General features: G+C 50.3%; 15 protein-coding genes. 4 read left to right on the top strand and 11 right to left on the bottom strand.

The window, feature by feature from the left end:
• Positions 1-67: 67 nt before the first annotated feature.
• Together mfd and G367_RS0110515 are read left to right on the top strand one after the other, a co-directional pair.
• Positions 68-3,547: a transcription-repair coupling factor gene (gene mfd / locus G367_RS0110510; RefSeq protein WP_020413092.1), complete on the top strand. Its 3,480-nt coding sequence runs from the start codon at positions 68-70 to the stop codon at positions 3,545-3,547.
• Positions 3,548-3,677: 130 nt separating this feature from the next.
• On the top strand, positions 3,678-4,649 hold the full coding sequence (locus G367_RS0110515) for a CsiV family protein (RefSeq protein ID WP_169337107.1): 972 nt from the start codon (positions 3,678-3,680) through the stop codon (positions 4,647-4,649).
• 623 nt (positions 4,650-5,272) lie between these two features.
• Here G367_RS0110515 and G367_RS0110520 read toward each other — a convergent pair.
• The 6 genes from G367_RS0110520 to G367_RS0110545 form a co-directional block, all read right to left on the bottom strand.
• Entirely contained in the window at positions 5,273-5,488 is a 216-nt protein-coding gene (locus G367_RS0110520; protein ID WP_020413094.1) for a cold-shock protein, read from the bottom strand.
• Positions 5,489-5,787: 299 nt separating this feature from the next.
• Complete coding sequence (locus tag G367_RS0110525) at positions 5,788-6,870, bottom strand: mechanosensitive ion channel family protein (RefSeq protein WP_020413095.1); 1,083 nt, start codon at positions 6,868-6,870, stop codon at positions 5,788-5,790.
• A gap of 112 nt (positions 6,871-6,982) precedes the next feature.
• On the bottom strand, positions 6,983-7,999 hold the full coding sequence (gene nagZ, locus G367_RS0110530; protein WP_020413096.1) for a beta-N-acetylhexosaminidase: 1,017 nt from the start codon (positions 7,997-7,999) through the stop codon (positions 6,983-6,985).
• A gap of 41 nt (positions 8,000-8,040) precedes the next feature.
• On the bottom strand, positions 8,041-8,673 hold the full coding sequence (locus G367_RS0110535) for a TetR/AcrR family transcriptional regulator (protein ID WP_020413097.1): 633 nt from the start codon (positions 8,671-8,673) through the stop codon (positions 8,041-8,043).
• A gap of 277 nt (positions 8,674-8,950) precedes the next feature.
• Positions 8,951-10,513, bottom strand: a complete 1,563-nt coding sequence (locus G367_RS0110540) for a class I adenylate-forming enzyme family protein (RefSeq protein WP_026305063.1) — start codon at positions 10,511-10,513, stop codon at positions 8,951-8,953.
• 324 nt (positions 10,514-10,837) lie between these two features.
• Entirely contained in the window at positions 10,838-11,476 is a 639-nt protein-coding gene (locus G367_RS0110545) for an LOG family protein (RefSeq protein WP_020413099.1), read from the bottom strand.
• Between the two features lie 164 nt (positions 11,477-11,640).
• Between G367_RS0110545 and lexA the strand changes: the two genes are divergently transcribed.
• Positions 11,641-12,246 carry a transcriptional repressor LexA gene (lexA, locus tag G367_RS0110550; RefSeq protein WP_026305064.1) on the top strand — a complete coding sequence of 202 codons (606 nt, stop codon included), beginning with the start codon at positions 11,641-11,643 and terminating at the stop codon, positions 12,244-12,246.
• Positions 12,247-12,323: 77 nt separating this feature from the next.
• On the opposite strand, the gene G367_RS0110555 is transcribed toward lexA, so the two are convergent.
• The 4 genes from G367_RS0110555 to G367_RS0110570 form a co-directional block, all read right to left on the bottom strand.
• Entirely contained in the window at positions 12,324-12,581 is a 258-nt protein-coding gene (locus G367_RS0110555; RefSeq protein ID WP_020413100.1) for a hypothetical protein, read from the bottom strand.
• 105 nt (positions 12,582-12,686) lie between these two features.
• Positions 12,687-13,175, bottom strand: coding sequence for a DUF6586 family protein (locus G367_RS0110560; protein ID WP_020413101.1), 489 nt, complete (start codon positions 13,173-13,175; stop codon positions 12,687-12,689).
• Positions 13,176-15,860 carry a type I DNA topoisomerase gene (gene topA, locus G367_RS0110565; protein WP_020413102.1) on the bottom strand — a complete coding sequence of 895 codons (2,685 nt, stop codon included), beginning with the start codon at positions 15,858-15,860 and terminating at the stop codon, positions 13,176-13,178.
• 215 nt (positions 15,861-16,075) lie between these two features.
• Positions 16,076-16,600: a hypothetical protein gene (locus tag G367_RS0110570; RefSeq protein WP_020413103.1), complete on the bottom strand. Its 525-nt coding sequence runs from the start codon at positions 16,598-16,600 to the stop codon at positions 16,076-16,078.
• 143 nt (positions 16,601-16,743) lie between these two features.
• Between G367_RS0110570 and G367_RS0110575 the strand changes: the two genes are divergently transcribed.
• Positions 16,744-17,187 carry a universal stress protein gene (locus G367_RS0110575; RefSeq protein ID WP_020413104.1) on the top strand — a complete coding sequence of 148 codons (444 nt, stop codon included), beginning with the start codon at positions 16,744-16,746 and terminating at the stop codon, positions 17,185-17,187.
• Between the two features lie 40 nt (positions 17,188-17,227).
• Here the strand turns inward: G367_RS0110575 and G367_RS0110580 are convergent, their stop codons facing one another.
• Positions 17,228-19,099 carry an ATP-binding cassette domain-containing protein gene (locus G367_RS0110580; protein ID WP_020413105.1) on the bottom strand — a complete coding sequence of 624 codons (1,872 nt, stop codon included), beginning with the start codon at positions 19,097-19,099 and terminating at the stop codon, positions 17,228-17,230.
• Positions 19,100-19,246 lie beyond the last annotated feature (147 nt).

Raw genomic sequence — 19,246 nt, forward strand, 5'->3', positions numbered from 1 at the left:
CCCTTTCACGGCTACAATAGCCGCCCCTGGCACTACAGCAGATGAAAGCGCGGATATATAAGGAAAGATGACCGATATACAGCCCCTGACTCCACCAAAGTTTCTCAACCGCAATGACCGGCAATTCTGGGGGCAGCTGCATGGCGCAGCGGCCGCGCTCGCCGTATTAAACGCAGCTCGCAACAGCAAATCCCCGACACTGCTGATCACTGGAGATAGCCTTGAGGCGCACCGATTAGAGGTGCAATTGAAATTTTTTAACAAACCTCAGCGAGATGACGGCCCGGAACAGCCACTTGAGATCTTTCATTTCCCTGACTGGGAGATACTTCCCTACGATACTTTCTCACCTCACCAGGACATCATTTCCGACCGCCTTGCCACCCTTTATCGAATGCCCAAAATGGGCAGCGGCATTGTGATAGTGCCGGTAAGTACCCTGATGCACCGCCTACCCCCGTGCGACTATGTTGCCGGCAACGCCCTGATCCTGAGCGAGGGGCAACAATTTGATATCGACATCCAGCGGCGCTTATTGGAGCAGGCGGGCTATCACTGCGTGGACACCGTTTATGAGCATGGTGAATTTGCCGTGCGCGGCTCCTTAATGGATATATTTCCCATGGGCAGCCCGCTGCCCTATCGCATCGATTTGTTTGACGATGAAATCGAATCCTTGCGCACTTTTGACCCAGAAACCCAGCGCACTGTGGACAAGGTGGAAACGATTCATCTGCTCCCCGCGCGGGAATTTCCCATGCACAAAGCCGGACTTTCCGGCTTCCTGCAGAACTGGCATGAGCAATTCCAGGCCGACCCCAGCCTGGTACCTATCTACCAGGATATCAGCGCGGGCATAGCCCCAGCGGGTATTGAATACTACCTGCCGCTATTCTTCGATAATAAATGCGCGAACCTCTTCGACTACCTTCCCGAGAACAGCCAGGCATTCATTCAGGGGGATATCCAAGCAGCAATAGAAAGCTTCTGGCGTGAGGTCAGCAATCGCTATGAGAGCCGCTGCGGCGACCTGACTCGCCCTATACTACAACCCCGTCACATCCTGCTCGATGTGGATGAATTCAACGGTGCCCTCAAGTCCATGCCGAGAGCCATTTTCTCCACCGATACTCTGCCGAATAGTCAGGGCAACTACAATTTTGCCACCCTGGTACCGCCGACCCTACCCGTAGATGGTAAAGCTGAACAACCCATGGCAGCTCTGGAAAGCTACCTGATGGAATGCTCTGGGCGGGTGCTTTTCTGCGCGGAAAGTGGCGGGCGCCGTGAGGCATTGCTGGAACTCCTTAAAGGCATTCACCTGGCTCCCCCAGCCTTTGCCAGCTGGGAGGCGTTCCTGTACAGCGATGAAGCCATCGGCATCACCGTCGCCCCCCTTGACCAAGGGCTGCTACTTACTGACCCCTCCATTAATTTAATCGCTGAGCCGCAGCTATTCGGCGAACGGGTACTACAGCAGCGTCGCCGCAAGAAAGCTAAGGACGACGCAGACAATGCAGTTAAAAACCTGGCGGAACTGCGTATAGGCGCCCCGGTAGTACATATTGATCATGGCGTGGGTCGCTATCGCGGCTTGCAACACCTGGAGATCGACGGCCAACCCGCTGAATTCCTAACCTTGGAGTATGCCAATGAGGCCAAGCTCTATGTGCCCGTAGCCAGCCTGCATCTGATCAGCCGCTACTCTGGCGCTGATGAAGCCCTGGCTCCATTACACAAAATGGGCAGTGAACAGTGGCAGAAAGCCAAGCGCAAAGCCGCTGAAAAAGTGCGCGATGCCGCCGCCGAACTCCTGGATATTTACGCTCGCCGGGAGGCACGTGTCGGCCATGCCTTTGCCGATCCCAAGCTGGCTTACCGAGAGTTCTCTGCGGCCTTCCCCTTCGAGGAAACGCCAGACCAGCAGCAGGCCATTGAATCCGTGATTGGCGATATGCTGTCGAAGAAACCCATGGACCGACTGGTCTGTGGCGACGTGGGCTTTGGCAAAACCGAAGTCGCCATGCGTGCGGCATTTGTCGCCGCTCATGCAGGCAAGCAAGTGGCCATGCTGGTGCCAACGACCCTACTCGCTCAGCAGCATTTTCAATCTTTCCAGGACCGATTTGCAGACTGGCCTATCAATATTGAAGTGATCTCACGCTTCCGATCAGGCAAGGAAGTGGACAGCGTGAAAGAAAAAGTAGCCAGTGGCAAAGTGGACATCCTGGTCGGCACCCATAAGCTGCTACAGAGTGACCTGGACTTTAAAAATCTGGGACTGCTGATTATTGATGAAGAACACCGCTTTGGCGTACGCCAGAAAGAACGCCTCAAGAGTTTGCGTGCAGAAGTCGATATTCTCAACCTGACTGCCACACCAATTCCTCGCACTTTAAATATGGCAATGGCCGGTATTCGCGACCTCTCGGTGATTGCCACTCCTCCGGCGCGCCGCCTATCGGTAAAGACCTTTGTACGTGAGCGCGATGACGCCCTGGTAAAGGAGGCCATACTCCGGGAAATTCTGCGTGGTGGCCAGGTATATTTCCTGCACAACGAAGTCAAGAGCATCGAGCGTATTGCCCGGGAACTGCAAGAGCTGATTCCTGAAGCGCGTATCGGTATTGGCCACGGGCAAATGCGCGAGCGCGAGCTGGAACAGGTCATGAGTGACTTCTACCACAAACGCTTTAACGTGCTGGTTTGTACCACCATAATTGAGACCGGTATCGACGTCCCCACCGCCAATACCATCCTGATTGAGCGCGCAGATAAGTTCGGGCTGGCTCAGCTTCATCAGCTGCGCGGCCGAGTAGGACGCTCCCACCACCAGGCCTACGCTTACCTGTTGACACCCAACAAGCGCTCCATGACCAGCGATGCTGTAAAGCGACTGGAAGCAATCAGTGAAGCCCAGGATCTGGGGGCAGGCTTTACTCTGGCCACTCACGATCTGGAAATTCGCGGTGCCGGTGAGCTACTTGGTGAAGAACAGAGCGGGCAGATCCAAAGTGTAGGCTTCAACCTGTATATGGAGATGCTCGACCGAGCAGTAAAGGCAATTCGCGAGGGGCGCACACCCAATATCGATGAACCTCTGGAGTCTCCTGCGGTTGATGTCAATCTGCGAGTGCCGGCACTCATCCCTGAAGACTACCTACCCGATGTGCACGGCCGCCTGATGATGTACAAGCGCATTGCCAACGCTGTCGATCGCCAACAACTCAAGGAGCTGCAAGTAGAGATGATAGATCGTTTTGGCCTGCTGCCGGAGTCGGTAAAGCACCTGTTCCGCACCACTGAAATCAAACTGAAGGCGGATAAAATGGGCATTCGCAAGCTGGAAGCCTCTGCCGCCCGCGGCAGAATAGAGTTTGCTGACACAACCCAGGTAGACCCTCTCACCCTGGTAAAGCTGGTTCAAACCCAACCTGGCCGCTATCAATTGGCAGGCGCCAACCAACTAAACTTCAGCCTTGATGAGGAAGGTCCAGATCGCAAGCTGCAGGAAATCAATGAAGTTTTGGAGCGGCTAGCGCAATGATAATATCTCGCAGCCAGTGAGGTGATCGATCGACACCAGCAATTCCTGCTGCCAAAATTACCGACACCAAAAACTGGCTTCGGCCGCTCCTCCAGGCACCGACCATAGAAAGATGAAAAGTGGTAACTCCATGACCGTGAAAAGGATAACTCGCCTCTGCTCCACCCTAGCCCTGGCGCTCGCTGCTGCAGGCACGCAAGCCGCCAACTATGCAGGGAACACTTTCGAAATCGAGATGATCATTTTCGAGCGCCCCCAAGGCATGGCGCAGACTAGTGAAAACTGGCCAGCAAATCCACGCCTGGAGTACCCTTCCAACTGGGTGGACTTCGAGACCCGCCAGGAAAACCCACAACCGACCCCCTCTCCAGAAGCGGTATCTCTAACAGAGCTGGCCGGGGAAGAAGTCAGCACCGATGAGCCGTTGGGATTTGAGCCGCTGGAAACCAATGGCGATAAGGTAGAGTCAGGAAGTCACTCCAGTTTACTCCTCTCGCCCACAGCAACCCTACTGGGCAACAAGGCTACTGCCCTTGCAAGAGGTGGTGACCGGATTCTGTTTCACAAGGCATGGCGCCAAATATTGAAGCAAAAGCGAAACTCCCCCGCCATTCTGATCGACGGCGGCGACACCTTCCAAGGCCACAGCCAACTGGGAGGCTCGATCACCCTGAGCGTCTCCCGCTATCTCCACATCAGCACAGACCTCTGGCTAAATGATTTTTCCACCCCAGCTTCCGTTGATGGCGTATTGTTGCCACAACGGCCAAGGGTCGCCGTCGAAGCTCCACTGGAAATAAAAAGCAGGGCACAGTCTGAAGAAAACTATAAGAGCGTTGCGCTACAGGATGTCCCAAATTCCTTGTCAGACTATGAACCTGTAACGCTAAGCGAGCCCCAGCTGGAAACTGAGCATATGGTTTATGCCGCTCACACTGCCCGCTTGCAACATGAACGCCGCTTACGTAGCGGACAATTACACTATATCGACCACCCCGCCTTCGGTATTCTGATTGAAGTCCGCACCGTAGCTAAACCGACAGAAGAAGATATAAAAGCAAGCAATACCATAGAGAATAATATTTCGAATACTGGAAACTGACTAATAAAACCTTAAGCTAGCCAACTTATCCCCCACAACAATGGGGGGTATTACTTTAATCCTTTACCTCGCCAATCTACACTCCCCAAGATACAACCAAATTTAAAGTCAGTTAATAAATTTCGAATTAAGTACATTGCATGCAAAAAGACTAAAGAATAATTTTTTATAAACTAAATGCAGAAATCAGCTCTTATAACAAACCACTTTTTTCAACATACGCTTAATTATCAATTTTCTTTCCTTACATCCTTTTGATTGGACAATACATTTTCACTAACCGCAGAATTTTGGGGCACAATTGGGAAAGAAGCCTATAACATTAAACAGGTTTCAAATTGATTAATTCTAAAAATTAATGAGAGGTTAATTCAACTGGATTAAGCAAGAGAATAAAACGAGAATCAAAATATACTGGCGGCGGGCATTTAGACCGTAGCAATATCAACAGTCACAAAATAGCCAACCTCTTAACCTACGGAAAAAAGGAACCAATCCAATGAAGGAAACGGAATAGAAAAGCGGACCTTTCAGCCCACTTTTCCAGAGGCGCTGGCAGAGCTGGCAGCAGGTATCTGCACAACCCTACACGACAACAGTTCTTTCAACGAGCGATCCGTAAATCACTCACAGGGAACAACATCTTCCGCCAGCAGTCCTTTGTCACCTTGTTGCATTTCGAACTCTACCGCCTGCCCCTCGTTAAGGGTTTTATAACCCTCGCCGCGAATGCTGCGATAATGAACAAAAATGTCTTCAGTTCCTTCTCCACAGGTGATGAAGCCATAACCCCGTGCGTTATTAAACCACTTCACAGTACCTGTAACGCGATCACTCATTGAGAAAACCTCATTATTGTTATTGCGCCTACCTCAATTACCTCAATACTACTTTCGGCAAGAGGGGCAAACGCCACCCCATTGTTAACAGACTGCTTCATGCAGAATGCTATCTTGCTTAATCCTTTAGGTAGATACCCAAAGGACGTACCCTGATTCTTAGATAAAACAGCGCCAGTGTCTAGGTTTCTATGTGAAATAAATACTACGTTTTTACCAGTATGGGTAATTAACCGTCAAAATATCACTTAGAGACCATATATAAACTAATCATTTGTACCTTATTGCACTCCCTATACTCAACTGTCTAACGCGGCCTCACGGGCTAATGAAGGAATATCGGCAATATGAATAGTCGAAGTCGGAAACGCACAGGAGGCACCGTGTTTTTCGACAATTTTTAGGATAGTTAACAGAACGTCCTGTTTGATTTCGTGATATCTCACCCAATCTGTTGTTCTGGTAAAGGTATATATAAAGAAATCCAACGACGATGCAGCAAAACTATTGAAATTGACTATAAGGGTTCGATTAGAGTCAATTTCAGGATGCTGCTGTAACATTTCTTTAACATCCGCCACTATTGAAGCCATTGAATGGGCATCTTCATAACGGATGCCGATGGTCTCAAAGATCCTGCGATTGAGCATTCGCGAGGGGTTCTCCACAGAAATCTGAGTGAAGATGCTATTGGGAACATACACAGGGCGCATATCAAAGGTGCGGATGCGTGTCAGGCGCCAGCCAATATCCTCAACGGTACCCTCAATTTCCTTATCCGGAGAGCGTATCCAGTCGCCCACGGCAAATGGACGATCCAAGTAAATCATCAGCCCGCCAAAGAAGTTGGCCAACAGGTCCTTGGCTGCAAAACCCACTGCCAACCCACCAATGCCGCCAAACGCTAACACGCCACTGACGCTATAGCCAAGAAACTGCATGATGACTATGCCGGCAGTGATAGCGATGGAGGCCCGCACCAACTTTCCGATTGCCCGCACTGTAGTGGCATCCATCGGCTTGCCAATATAGCGAGGGTTACACAGGTTGTGCTCAGCACTATGGGAAAATCGCCAGGCAAACCAGGATAGAACCAGGATAAGCCCTATCTCCCGTATTGGTTCAGCCAGAGAGAAAATCTCAGCCCCGGTAGCCTGTCCTGCCCGCTGCGCGGCAACAGTCAATCCCACAAGCCAAACAAGCACTGGTCCAGGTGGTGACATGGCCCCAACAAGAGCATCATCCCACGGATTAACCGTCTTCTCGGCTCTTGCCGCTAATCGCTGTACAAAGCGCCCAAAGGCCCAGGCTCCCAAAGCTGAAGCCAGCACAATAAGGAAAACCCATACTATCCAAACCCGGTTCTCACCGAGCCAAGACATTAGAATGCTATCTACGGATTCCACGAATACCCCCTCCGCTCATCTAAATCTGAGCTCGACAATCTTTCTGATACTCCCAGATAATTTGGGCGGGCATCAAAATTTCGAGCCCTTAATGCATTATCGACGCCAACCAGCCACGGGTTCTATGCCAACGCGCACTCTTTTCAAGTTCCGACCAGGATGTTATCAAGGGCCTGCCACGCATAGCTTTCAAGCGCTCGCTGGATTCTCCCTGGGGTATGTAGTCCTGCAGGGCGGCCAACGCCTCCAAGGCGCCGTCTCGGTTGTTACAAATAACCCCCATATCACATCCCGCCTCCAGCGCTGCACGAACTCTCCCTCCATAACCGCCTGCAGCACCAGCCCCCTCCATCGACAGGTCGTCACTAAAGATAACACCGCCAAAACCCAATCGCCCTCGCAAGATGTCTTGTAGCCAGTAACGGGAAAATCCGACCGGCTGACTGTCAATATTCACGAAACGAATATGTGCTGGCATTATTGCATCCAATTGAGAGGAGGCGATGCAGTCCACAAAAGGTAAGGCATCGGACTCCATTACCTGCTCCAGTGAACGCTTGTCTTCAGGAAGCTCTACATGGCTATCTTCTAGTACATGGCCATGACCAGGGAAATGCTTACCCGTTGTCGCCATGCCTGCTTCGTGCATTCCTCGCATAAATGGACGTGCGAATAGCTCCAAACGCTTGGGATCTGCACAAAAGCTGCGGTCGCCGATCACTCGGCTGTGTTGATCATCAGCATCCAATACCGGGGCGAAGCTGAAGTCCACCCCTACCGCCAGCAATTCAGTGGCCAATAGCCAACCCACGTCCTGCAACTGCTCCTCGCTGGCCTTCGCTGCCAATACTTGCATAGATGGCAAACGGGTAAACTCGCAACGAAAGCGTTGAACCCTGCCCCCCTCCTGATCAACAGCCACTAAAATCTCAGGGCGTACAGCTCTAATATCCGCTATCAAGCCTTGCAGCTGCGCGCGATCCCGGTAATTACGTGCGAAGAAAATCAACCCGCCAACAAGGGGATGACGCAGAAGCTCGCAGTCCGCATCGGTAAGCTCTAATCCCTCAATATCAACCATGACCGGTCCCAAGGGTGCAGACATATTCTATTCCTCTGTTATCAGCCAATAAGAGCCACTTAAAACTAGATAGCCTCCACCTTCAACATTGCAGAGGCCGCCGGAACCAACCGCTCAAGGGTCTCCGGCAGGCTGCTCTGTGCACCAAAATCCTCTCTCAGGATAGCTTCTATGGCATCGTAACTCGACAGGGTGAAGATCGTAGCCCCCAGCATAAAGTACAGGCGCCAATAAAAGGTTACAGGGTCCACACCCGGTAAGGCCTCAGCCAACAAGCCTGCAAAACGGCGATAACTATCCCCGTATCGAGACACTATAAAGCGACGTAAGTGCCCCTGGAACTGCGTATAGGCCAGCCCCAATAGGCGCATAAAACGCTGTGGATCGAGCCCTCTGTCACTCAAACCACCGAGGCCCACTCGATAGAGGCTCTCTAATAATCCCTCCACGTGCAGCTCTTGGCCGGTGGCGATACGACGATCTAACTCGGCCTCAAGGTCTTCGGTAAAGGGGGTCAAGAATCGCTCAAAAACCGCCTGGATCAACTCTTTCTTTGAACCAAAGTGATAGTTAACCGCAGCCAGGTTAACCCCTGCAGTACTCGTAATTGTGCGCAGGGAAGTCTCAGTAAAACCACGTTCTGCAAACAGGGCCTCGGCTGCATCCAGAATGCGGCTGACAGTATCCGTCTGGCTCATATCTCTCAAACCATCATTTAAAACAGTTGTTTAACTCTGGCCAGAGTAGCACATTCCATTGCTCAGCCAACGGCACTCATCTCCTTCATCAGCTGGAAGCGGTTACAGTGCTTCACCCTAAGTCACATTACCCAGGTATATAGAGGACGGCTCGGAAAAATATCGGAGGGCTTCTCGATTCATCCTATAGAGCAAAAAAGCCAGATCTGAGATTTTGATTTGCTGGAAGCACAAATACGGAGGTGCCTTCGCCTGTGACACTAGGCCCCAAATATATTCACTTTTCCTTGCCTTGAACCAACTGGGCTTCGGCAAGCCTCTTTAAGGCCACCCTGTCAATTTTTCCCGTTGGATTAATTGGCATATCCGCCAGAATTTCGACTACCTCCGGAGCCTTGTATCCAATACGTTTTTTTGCAAAACGAATAACTTCACTGACACTTGGCATAGGTACATTTTTTTTCAAGGTGATAAAAGCCCAAACGCTCTCCCCGTGCGTGTCATCACGAATACCGATTACGCCTGCTAGATTTACAGACGGGTGCTCCATGAGAGCTTCCTCTACTTCCTGAGGCGATATATTTGAGCCATCGTGGACAATAATTTGCTTCTTTCGACCGCGAAACCAAAAACAACCATCAGAGTCGACACGCATAACATCGCCCGTATCAAACCAACCATCAGATAACGCCTCCCTATTTGCCTGGGGGTTTTTCCAGTAGCCAGTCATAACTGGCGACCCACGGAGCCAGAGATTGCCATCAACATTAGGTGCCACTTCTTGGCCTTTCTCATCGCGCAGGCTAGCAACGTAGCCTGGAGCAACAGTACCTACAGATCCAGATTTATCTGGTGAGAGCGATTGATTGAAAAGACAGTCGGGAGCTTCTGTCAGTCCATATCCTTCCTGGATCATTTGGCCGGTTTTGTTGGTAAATTCTTTAGCAATATTTACTGGAAATTTATCTCCGCCGGTGAAGCACACTCGAAGAGATTCAAAATCTTCACGCCTGGCTCCCGGATTGCGTTCCATTGCAATAAATACTGCCGGAACCATAACCAAAATAGTTGGCCGGCTACTCCGCAATATCGACAGAATTTCCTCACCATCAAAACTTTGTGGAATAACTGTCTTCGCACCCACGGAGAGAGCTGCCAGGGCCGTTGAAAGCGACCCGACATGTGCGATTGAACCTCCAGGCAGAACGATATCGTCCCGAGTTAACTTCAGGGCAGCAACGAAACCAGCTACGATAGAACCAAAGGATAGCAAGCTGTGCACAACGGCTTTTGGCTTGCCAGTACTTCCAGATGTAAAAAATAAAAATGCAGGATCACTGATACTGGATACAGGAATTTCAGCAGGCTGCCCACCGGCATTGATTAGACCTTCATAACTTCTTGTATCTTCGAACACACCACCAAAGTAAAGAAACCCTCTTTTTAATTTACCAATAAATTTACTATCCTGAATATCCTCACTCCGCTCTGCACCTATAATTAGCGCAACTGCGCCACTCTTTTCAAGAGCGTAGTCAATCTCCAGAGTTGTGTACCTGTAGTTTAGCGGGACAACCACCAGCCCCACTTTCAAGCATGCGAGATAAAAAACGAGTATTTCACCCCGGTTAGGCATCAGGGTTGCGACCCGATCACTTTTGTGTAATCCCATTGTGATCAACCCCTTGGCCAGAGCATCAATATCCCTCTGCAACCCCCTCCAAGTCCATTCTCGACTTCCTGAAACTAATGCCTTTGTATCCGGCCTGCTATTCAGGGGCAGAGATAGCAGATCCCCCAAGTTCACAGGCCTCGACAATCGGGGGCCGAAAATTGGCATAATTCAATCTCCCAAAAAATAACCTTAAATAATCTAAGAAGCTGGAAGGAACTGAATAAAGAATAGACTCTATGGAAGTTCCAACGCTTTAAGAACTAACTTTGCACAATGAAAGAATTTGAATTATTGCAACTTCAACGAAAAGGCTACCGGGACCTTGCTTAAAGCAGCTACCATTTTTAGCAATAAAAACGCAAAGAGGGTTTATCTCTTATCAAGAAAATTTGAATTGAGCTGACTAGACTACAAAACCCATTAGATCACTGGCCAACTCATTGTGGAGCTTTCAGTATCAGATGTTGGCATTTATAGAGTCGCGTTTGATCAGTCCCTGGTCCGCATATATTTCATAATCAGGTCCGCTGTCTCTTCGACGGTATCCACGATATGAAATAAATCCAGGTCACTGGCATCAATACAATTTCGTTCAAGTACTGTATCTACCAACCAGTTGTAGAGTCCTGCCCAATAGCGCTTACCCACAAGCACGATGGGGAAGCGACGGACCTTTTGTGTCTGCACCAATGTCAGCGCTTCAAACAGTTCATCCAGCGTTCCGTAGCCACCAGGCAAGCCCACAAAGCCTACTGCATGCTTAACAAACATAAATTTACGAACAAAGAAATAACGAAAATTTAAACTGATATCCTGGTATGGATTCGCCGCCTGCTCGAAGGGCAGCTCTATGTTTAACCCAATGGAGGTGCCTGGCTGATCGAAGGCTCCTCTATTACAGGCTTCCATAAGGCCGGGCCCTCCACCTGTAATCACGGGCACCCCCTCCGCAGCCAACAGCTCTCCCAGCTTTACCCCCTGTTGATATTCAGGGCTATCCTCGGTAAACCTCGCCCCTCCAAAAACTGTTACTGCTCCACTGAGCGCTACCAGGCGCTCTATTCCATCAACCAACTCGGACTGAATCCGCAGAACCCGCCATGCCTCTGGCATTTTCACATCTAACATTATTTTTTTCCCTCGTTGTCAGATCTTTCAACGATTACTCTCATTACTTGTTTTCATAAACAATGTAGCAGCTTATGAAGAGGCGGGTGTTAGGATTGCGTGAAGCTTAATTCTGTATATAATCCCAGCAACTGTATATAAATACAGAAAAGCTAGGTAAATCTATGACCAATCTCACCGCACGCCAGGCTCAGGTATTAGAGCTCATCAAAGCCTATCTCGATGATACTGGCTACCCTCCCACTCGAGCGGAAATCGCTCAGGAACTGGGGTTCCGCTCACCAAATGCAGCAGAAGAGCACCTGAAAGCACTGGCGCGAAAAGGGGCCATTGAGATGGTTGCCGGCGCCTCACGTGGAATTCGTATCCCCGATCACCAGTCGGGGCTTCCCATTATCGGGCGTGTAGCCGCAGGCAACCCAATTCTTGCTACAGAGCATATTGAGGATTACTGCGATCTTCCTGCCAGCTTCTTTCACCCCCCTGCAGACTTCCTATTGCGGGTTCATGGAATGAGTATGCGCGATGCGGGGATTCTGGATGGGGATTTGCTTGCAGTACAGAAAACTGAGCAAGTCAGGAATGGACAGATTGTCGTAGCGAGAATTGACGAGGAAGTAACTGTTAAGCGTTTCCGCCGCAAAGGTAATCAAGCGACTGTTCAACTGCTGCCAGAGAATGAAGACTTTGAAACTATCCAGGTGGATATGCGGGATAAGAACTTTGTGATCGAAGGCTTGGCAGTAGGCGTCATTCGTCAAACACCATAACCTGTATTAATCTCAAAGCTAAAACAACAACAGCGGCCAATGGCCGCTGTTGAATCATATCTCTATTAACCATTCAATCAATGGATAGTATGGTTAACCGGCATCGACTCATCTTCTTCTTCAAAGTAACCAGGCTCCAGATCATCCAAATTCTGTACAGTTTCTATACCTGCTTCCAGCATTGCACGCGCAACAGCCACTTTGTGTTTTCTCAGGAATTGTAGACTCTCAGCTGAGAAATGAATACTCACCAGAGGGTCCTCCTTGTGACCAGCACGACGCAATGCCACATCGCCATTGGCCAGCTCAATAATTTCGAAAGTTTCGGAGGACATTCGCTTTTCCTTCACTGCACATCAGTTTGCGCACAGTGTACCACAGGCAAATTAGAAGTATCAGGGGCCTAAAAGCTGAGAAACATGGTACGAAAGTACCTGCAACTAACACTCTTCCAGATTGGCCCGCTGCCTACGAATCAACTCAACCATAGATTTATGCCATTGCGTGAGCCCTTGAACGGTAATTGTTACCGGTTCCCGACCAACATTATGTATCGGTATCAAATTGGGCGCTTCGCGCTTAACCTCAGTATTTGACGGCAAAGACAATAGCAAAGTCCAGGCTTGCAGCAGCTGATTTAGCCAACTATCGGGCTGCTCATTCAATTGCTGTAACTCTTTCACCTCATTACTGGCCCTGCCCTGAGTCTCAAGGCTGTCAGCTATCATCTGAAGGGACTCCGGCTCAAAACCCAGCTGCAGCTGATGCGAAAGCTCAACAAGAAAAGCTCTGTATGCTTTCCAGAGCTGCAACACAACCGCCTCCTCAAGTGCGGCACTTTGCAGCGGTGACACATCACTGGTCAGCTGCAGTAACAGCTGGGCTTTGCGCAGAGCCGAGGCAACCTGCCCTGTAAAAGGATTACTCATTTACTTTTTTGCAGCTATTTTTTTACGCACTGGCTTGCGCTTCGCTGTGGTAGCCTTACTGCCGGCCTCAACCTGCCAATTACCATCGCGGTAGAAGGCTCGCCACCCCGTTGCCTTGCCCTCCTCCTCAGACTGTACATACTGCTCTTGGGTCTTGCGGCTAAAACGAATTACTGTATCCCGTCCCTGATCATCCTCAACAGGAGCAGAGAACAGAAAAGTGTATTTAGGATCAATCTCACTCTTATGCGGGAGCAACTCCCTCACCAGTGGTGCGCGAGTTTCACGATTTTTAGGGAACTGGCTGGCAGCAAGGAACAAACCCGAAGCCCCATCACGCAGGATATAGTGATCCTCCACTTTTAAGCAGGCCAACTCTGGCATAGATACCGGATCCATTTTCGGGGGAGCCGGTTGGCCATTTTTCAAAAGCTTACGGGTATTCTTACAAGCTTCATTGGTACAACCGAAGTATTTTCCATAGCGACCGGACTTTAGCTGCATATCACTGCCGCATTTATCACACTCGATAATTGGGCCATCATAACCCTTGATTTTGAAAGTTCCCTGCTCCACTTCATAGCCACTGCAATCCGGATTGTTACCACAGATATGCAGCTTGCGGTGTTCATCGACAAGGTAACTATCCATCGCTGTACCACATATGGCACAACGGCGCTTCTCACGCAGCAGCCGGGATTCTGCTTCTTCATCTTTATCTGCATCCACCGCTTCATCACCAGAAACCAGATTCATGGTATTGGTGCAACGCTCCTTGGGTGGTAAAGCATAACCGGAGCACCCCAGGAAAACTCCTGTGGAGCCGGTTCGAATCTGCATATGGCGGCCGCACTTTGAGCACTCAATGTCCGTATCTGTCGGGGTATTGCGGCGCATGCCCTCGTCAGTTGACTGTGCCTTCTCAAGGCGCGAGGAAAAGTCCTGATAAAACTCATCAAGTAACTGTTTCCAACCCTTATCTCCATCGGCCACCGCATCCAAGGATTCCTCAAGATTCGCGGTAAACCCATAATCCATCAGGTTCTTGAAGCTCTCACTAAGGCGATCGGTAACGATATCGCCCATTTTTTCTGCATAAAAGCGACGGTTCTCCAACCGTACATATCCGCGATCCTGGATGGTGGAGATAATCGAAGCATACGTAGAGGGGCGGCCAATACCACGTTTTTCCAGCTCTTTTACCAGGGCTGCTTCGCTGAAACGGGCTGGGGGCTTGGTGAAGTGCTGTTTCGGGTCCAGCTTTTCCAAAGCCAACTTATCCCCGACCTTCACATCCGGCAACACAAGGTCTTCGTCTTTTTTGCCAGCGGGAGGAGCCACTTTAAGGAAGCCATCAAAGCGAATAACACGGCCTCGTGCGCGAAGCTCAAACTCCCCTGCTGTCACCACTATCGAGGTGGAGGTAAATTGAGCGGGTGTCATCTGGCAAGCAACAAACTGTTGCCAAATCAGGTTATAGAGTCGCTCCGCATCCCGTTCAGCTCCGGAAAGCATATTTGGCGCAATACGAACATCAGATGGACGAATTGCCTCGTGAGCTTCCTGGGCACCTTCCTTGCTGCTGTAGCTGTTCGGTGTGTCAGGAAGATACTTACCACCGTAATTTTCACCAATATATTCACGCGCCGATTCAACCGCCTCCTTACTGAGGTTGGTTGAATCAGTACGCATATAGGTGATGTGGCCGGCTTCATACAAGCGCTGGGCCAAGGTCATGGTCTTTTTGACACTAAAGCCCAGGCGATTACTCGCAGCCTGCTGCAGTGTCGAAGTAATAAAGGGAGCGCCAGGCTTGGAACTGGTTGGCTTATCATCACGACCACTGACTACAAACTCACTGGATTGCAGCTTCTGCGCAGCACTACTGGCATCAGTCTCGTTAGTGGGACGGAATACCTCGCCAGCCTGTTTTTTTACTTCAAGGCGCAGTTTGTTTGCTTTATGTGTCGCCGTATCTGCAAATAGGGTCCAATACTCTTCAGGAATAAATGCACGAATTTCACGTTCACGCTCAACTACCAAGCGCACAGCAACAGACTGTACGCGTCCAGCGGAGAGCCCCCGCGCTACCTTTTCCCAAAGCAGGGGCGACACCATATACCCAACTATACGATCGAGAAAGCGGCGAGCTTGCTGGGCATTAACCCGGTTGATATTTAAACGCCCAGGGTCTTTAAAAGCCTCCTGGATTGCCGACTTGGTAATCTCATTAAAAACTACACGTCGGTAGCGATCATCATTGCCGCCTATCGCCTCGCGCAAATGCCAGGCAATAGCCTCCCCTTCGCGATCCAAATCCGTCGCGAGGTAGATGTGGTCGGCACTCTCAGCAAGCTTCTGCAGCTCACTTACGACTTTTTCTTTGCCCGGTAGAATCTCATAGTGCGCCTGCCAACCGTGATCGGGATCGATGCCCATACGCTTGATAAGTTGCTCGCGGTTTTTCTTGCGCTTGTAAGCTTCCTTTGCCTCAGGGGAGAGCTTGCGAGTTTCAGCTGCACGCCGCGCACGCTCCTTCGCGTCTACGGGTTGCTTGTTACCCCCACCGGTTGGCAAATCGCGAATATGACCGACACTGGACTTCACAACGAAGTCCTTACCGAGGTATTTGTTGATCGTTTTCGCTTTGGCCGGTGATTCGACGATGACCAGTGATTTACCCATAAGCCTTTGATTTCAAATGAAAATTTTACTGCTATCCGAAGCCTTTCAGGTCCCTTCATCGGACCTGTGCTGCGCGAATATATAAGCCTCACTTCCTGCGGGGTCAAGCAAAGCTGACAATTTTCCGTACCAAGTCAGGATTAATTGCCCCTCAAAACCACTTGTGAGAGTGCCTTCCGACGCCAAATTTCGGCAGCCGTACCCCCCTTGAAGACCTAGTCTTCCGGGAGTTTTATCTGGCTCACTTTACGTATTGCTTCTTCTATATGGGGGGTGTATTCCGCCAAAGAGGTAGAGAGCTTTTCAAAGGCTTTATCACCTCCATTTTCACTCCACTGCACCCCCAATCCGATATCTGTAGCAATAACTGCATAGCTTCCGGAGGGTATCGCGTCGAGTAATTTGTGCAGATATTTCCATGCCGCCTTGGGTGCAGCACGACCATTACTCCAATCCCAACTCCCGGCAAAGTTCAGCTCATGCTCCACCCGCTGGCGCTGGAGGGTCCAACCAATTTGCAACCTCTTGCGGTCATTCCACCGGTAGTAATAAACCGCAGCAGTGCCTTTATCAAGCGCGGGGGGAAGTGCCTGGATCTGCACTGTAATCCCCTTCTGCGCCGCTCGACCGCGCAGATCAGCCAAGCGGGAGTCACGTTGATTGGGTTTTAGCCACATCACCGGCCCCAATACCAGCGCGATGGCAAAGCCAATAATAATCACCGGCAACCACTGGGACATAACGGCTCCTTAGAGGTAGAAATAAATGACTATTGTGCGGTGCCTTGTGTGATCTATGTCAATCAGTTTTTTTTACGGTAGACTGAAAATGTCTGTCGAAAAGTGCACCCAAAGAGCACGTATAAGGGACAGGAGTAAAAATTATGGCGAAATACCAACAAATTTTGGTTGGACTGGACCTCTCGGAGGAATCCTCCCAAGTACTGGATAAGGCCGCCGCACTGGCCGGAGCATTTGGAGCTGAGCTCAGTTTGGTTCATGCCATTGAGCCGCTGACTTTTGCCTATGGCGGGGATATCCCCATGGACCTGTCTGAAGTTCAGGACCAACTTCAAAGCCAAGCCAAGGAACAGCTACAAAAAGCCGCACAACCGCTCAACATTCCCTCCGAAAGACAGCATGTGATCCTGGGACAACCCTCGACTGAAATTCACCGCCTAGCCAAAGACCTGGAAGCAGACTTGATTATTATCGGCAGCCACGGCCGCCATGGGCTAGCACTCTTACTTGGCTCAACCGCTAACGGGGTTTTGCATGGTGCCAAGTGCGATGTGCTGGCTGTAAGAGTGCATATAGATGACGAGTAATTAAATAATGGGCTGTATCAAAAACAGCCCATTCCCTCGCTTATTCTTCACCACCTTCAAGTTCAGACCAACGCTCAAAAGCAGCTTCCAGCTCCGATTGCTTCTCTGCGAGCAAGTTGAGGCGCGCCTGAACCAGGGTTTGCTCCTGTTGATAAAATTGAGGTTCGGCCACCTCCATCTCAATAGCGCTAATTTCATCTTCAAGCTGGTCAATCAGAGCGGGCAGGCTATCCAACTCCCGTTGTAATTTATAACTCAGCTTCTTTTTCTTTGCTGGCGCCTTTTCCCTTACTGCAGACTTCGAGTCGGTCTCTACTGGCTTTGTCTCTTGTTTATCTACTTTTGCATCCGCCGCAAAATTGCCTCCCTGACGAATAAAATCTCCATAGCCACCCACATATTCACAAATTCGCCCATCACCTTCAAAAGCCAGGCAGGAATTCACCACATTATCCAGGAAAGCACGATCATGGCTCACCAGTAACACGGTACCACTGAACTCCAGCAACAACTTCTCCAGCAGCTCCAGGGTTTCTACATCCAAATCATTGGTAGGCTCATCAAGTACCAAGATATTGGCAGGCTGACTAAACAATTTTGCAAGAAGGGCTCGATTACGCTCTCCTCCACTTAAAGCGCCAACCTTTGTTCTGGCCTTAACTCCACTAAAGAGAAAATCCGACAAATAGGACATAACGTGACGACTTTTGCCGCCAACAGTTACGGAGTCCCGCCCCTCAGCAATGTTATCCAATACCGTAAGTTCAGGGTTGAGCTGATCACGGCGCTGATCAAAGTAAGCCACCTGCTGCTTGGTACCCAGGCGTACATGACCGGATTGCGGTTTCAAATCCCCTAGCAACACGCGAATCAAGGTACTCTTGCCGACACCATTGGGGCCGATCAAGCCGACTTTATCACCCCTCAACAGGGTGAAGGAGAGATCCTGAATCAGGGAGGGCTCACCTGGGTAAGCAAAGGAAACATCAGTTAACTCCGCCACCAGCTTGCCGGACATCTCCCCACTATCCAGGGACATCCGGGCAATACCCTGCTGGCTCCGGCGCGCCTCTCGTTGACGCCTCAGTGCTTGCAGAGCACGGACACGCCCCTCATTACGGGTTCGACGCGCCTTGATACCCTGGCGAATCCAAGCTTCCTCTTGAGCAAGCTTCTTGTCGAACAGGGCATCGTTTCTCGCTTCCTCTTCCAGAAGCTTCTCCTTTTCTTCCTGGTATCGCTCAAACTGACAGCGAAATACACGAAGATGACCACGGTCCAGATCCCATACTGCACTGGAAAGCCTCTGCGCCAGCGCCCGATCATGGCTGACGAAAAGCAGGGCGCCTCGATAGTTGGCCAGGAATCCTTCAAGCCACTCCACCGCAGCAATATCCAGATGGTTAGTGGGTTCATCCAAAATCAGTAAATCGGGTTCAGTCACCAGTGCTCGGGCCAGGGCAGCACGACGCTGCCACCCCCCCGAGAGGTCTGCTACCCGCTCATCTGCTGAAAGGCCCAAACGATCCAGGACACTGTCAATACGTGGTAATAGGTCCCATCCGTGGCCAGCTTCTATGCGCCCTTGCAATTCAGCAGTGGGGGTATCACGATAATCAGCCAACACTGTACCTATTCCACCCAACCCCTTAGCAACATAGCTGTAAACGGAGTCAGTACAGCCCACCGGCAACTCCTGCTCCAATGTCGCCATTACCATACCGCTAGCCCGGACGATTTCTCCGCCATCAGGGTCCACCTGCCCCGCTATCAATCGTAACAGGCTAGACTTTCCCTCCCCATTTCGGCCCACTAAACAAATGCGATCACCTCGCTCAATTTTTGCACTGACGTTGTCGGCAAGTACTTGGGTCCCATAGCGGAGACTAACCCCATCCAAAAGAAGCAACATAATTAGGCACTACAATTAACAAACCCGGAAAATGGATCCGCAAGATGAAATACGCGAAACTGTTATTACGGGTCCTGTGGAAAATCCGCTATTTTACGCTTTTTTACCGAGCCGTCTCGCAAACTTGCAAGGGCGCAAATTTTAACA

The organism is Microbulbifer variabilis ATCC 700307, assembly GCF_000380565.1.
GTDB lineage: Bacteria > Pseudomonadota > Gammaproteobacteria > Pseudomonadales > Cellvibrionaceae > Microbulbifer > Microbulbifer variabilis.

Excerpts from the sequence above, each read along its gene's own strand:
- G367_RS0110545 (WP_020413099.1), bottom strand. The coding sequence starts at position 11,476 with ATGTTAGATGTGAAAATGCCAGAGGCATGGCGGGTTCTGCGGATTCAG.
- lexA (WP_026305064.1), top strand. The coding sequence starts at position 11,641 with ATGACCAATCTCACCGCACGCCAGGCTCAGGTATTAGAGCTCATCAAA.
- G367_RS0110535 (WP_020413097.1), bottom strand. The coding sequence starts at position 8,673 with ATGAGCCAGACGGATACTGTCAGCCGCATTCTGGATGCAGCCGAGGCC.
- G367_RS0110520 (WP_020413094.1), bottom strand. The coding sequence starts at position 5,488 with ATGAGTGATCGCGTTACAGGTACTGTGAAGTGGTTTAATAACGCACGG.
- G367_RS0110515 (WP_169337107.1), top strand. The coding sequence starts at position 3,678 with ATGACCGTGAAAAGGATAACTCGCCTCTGCTCCACCCTAGCCCTGGCG.
- G367_RS0110540 (WP_026305063.1), bottom strand. The coding sequence starts at position 10,513 with ATGCCAATTTTCGGCCCCCGATTGTCGAGGCCTGTGAACTTGGGGGAT.
- nagZ (WP_020413096.1), bottom strand. The coding sequence starts at position 7,999 with ATGTCTGCACCCTTGGGACCGGTCATGGTTGATATTGAGGGATTAGAG.
- G367_RS0110525 (WP_020413095.1), bottom strand. The coding sequence starts at position 6,870 with ATGTCTTGGCTCGGTGAGAACCGGGTTTGGATAGTATGGGTTTTCCTT.
- G367_RS0110570 (WP_020413103.1), bottom strand. The coding sequence starts at position 16,600 with ATGTCCCAGTGGTTGCCGGTGATTATTATTGGCTTTGCCATCGCGCTG.
- G367_RS0110560 (WP_020413101.1), bottom strand. The coding sequence starts at position 13,175 with ATGAGTAATCCTTTTACAGGGCAGGTTGCCTCGGCTCTGCGCAAAGCC.
- topA (WP_020413102.1), bottom strand. The coding sequence starts at position 15,860 with ATGGGTAAATCACTGGTCATCGTCGAATCACCGGCCAAAGCGAAAACG.
- G367_RS0110580 (WP_020413105.1), bottom strand. The coding sequence starts at position 19,099 with ATGTTGCTTCTTTTGGATGGGGTTAGTCTCCGCTATGGGACCCAAGTA.
- mfd (WP_020413092.1), top strand. The coding sequence starts at position 68 with ATGACCGATATACAGCCCCTGACTCCACCAAAGTTTCTCAACCGCAAT.
- G367_RS0110555 (WP_020413100.1), bottom strand. The coding sequence starts at position 12,581 with ATGTCCTCCGAAACTTTCGAAATTATTGAGCTGGCCAATGGCGATGTG.
- G367_RS0110575 (WP_020413104.1), top strand. The coding sequence starts at position 16,744 with ATGGCGAAATACCAACAAATTTTGGTTGGACTGGACCTCTCGGAGGAA.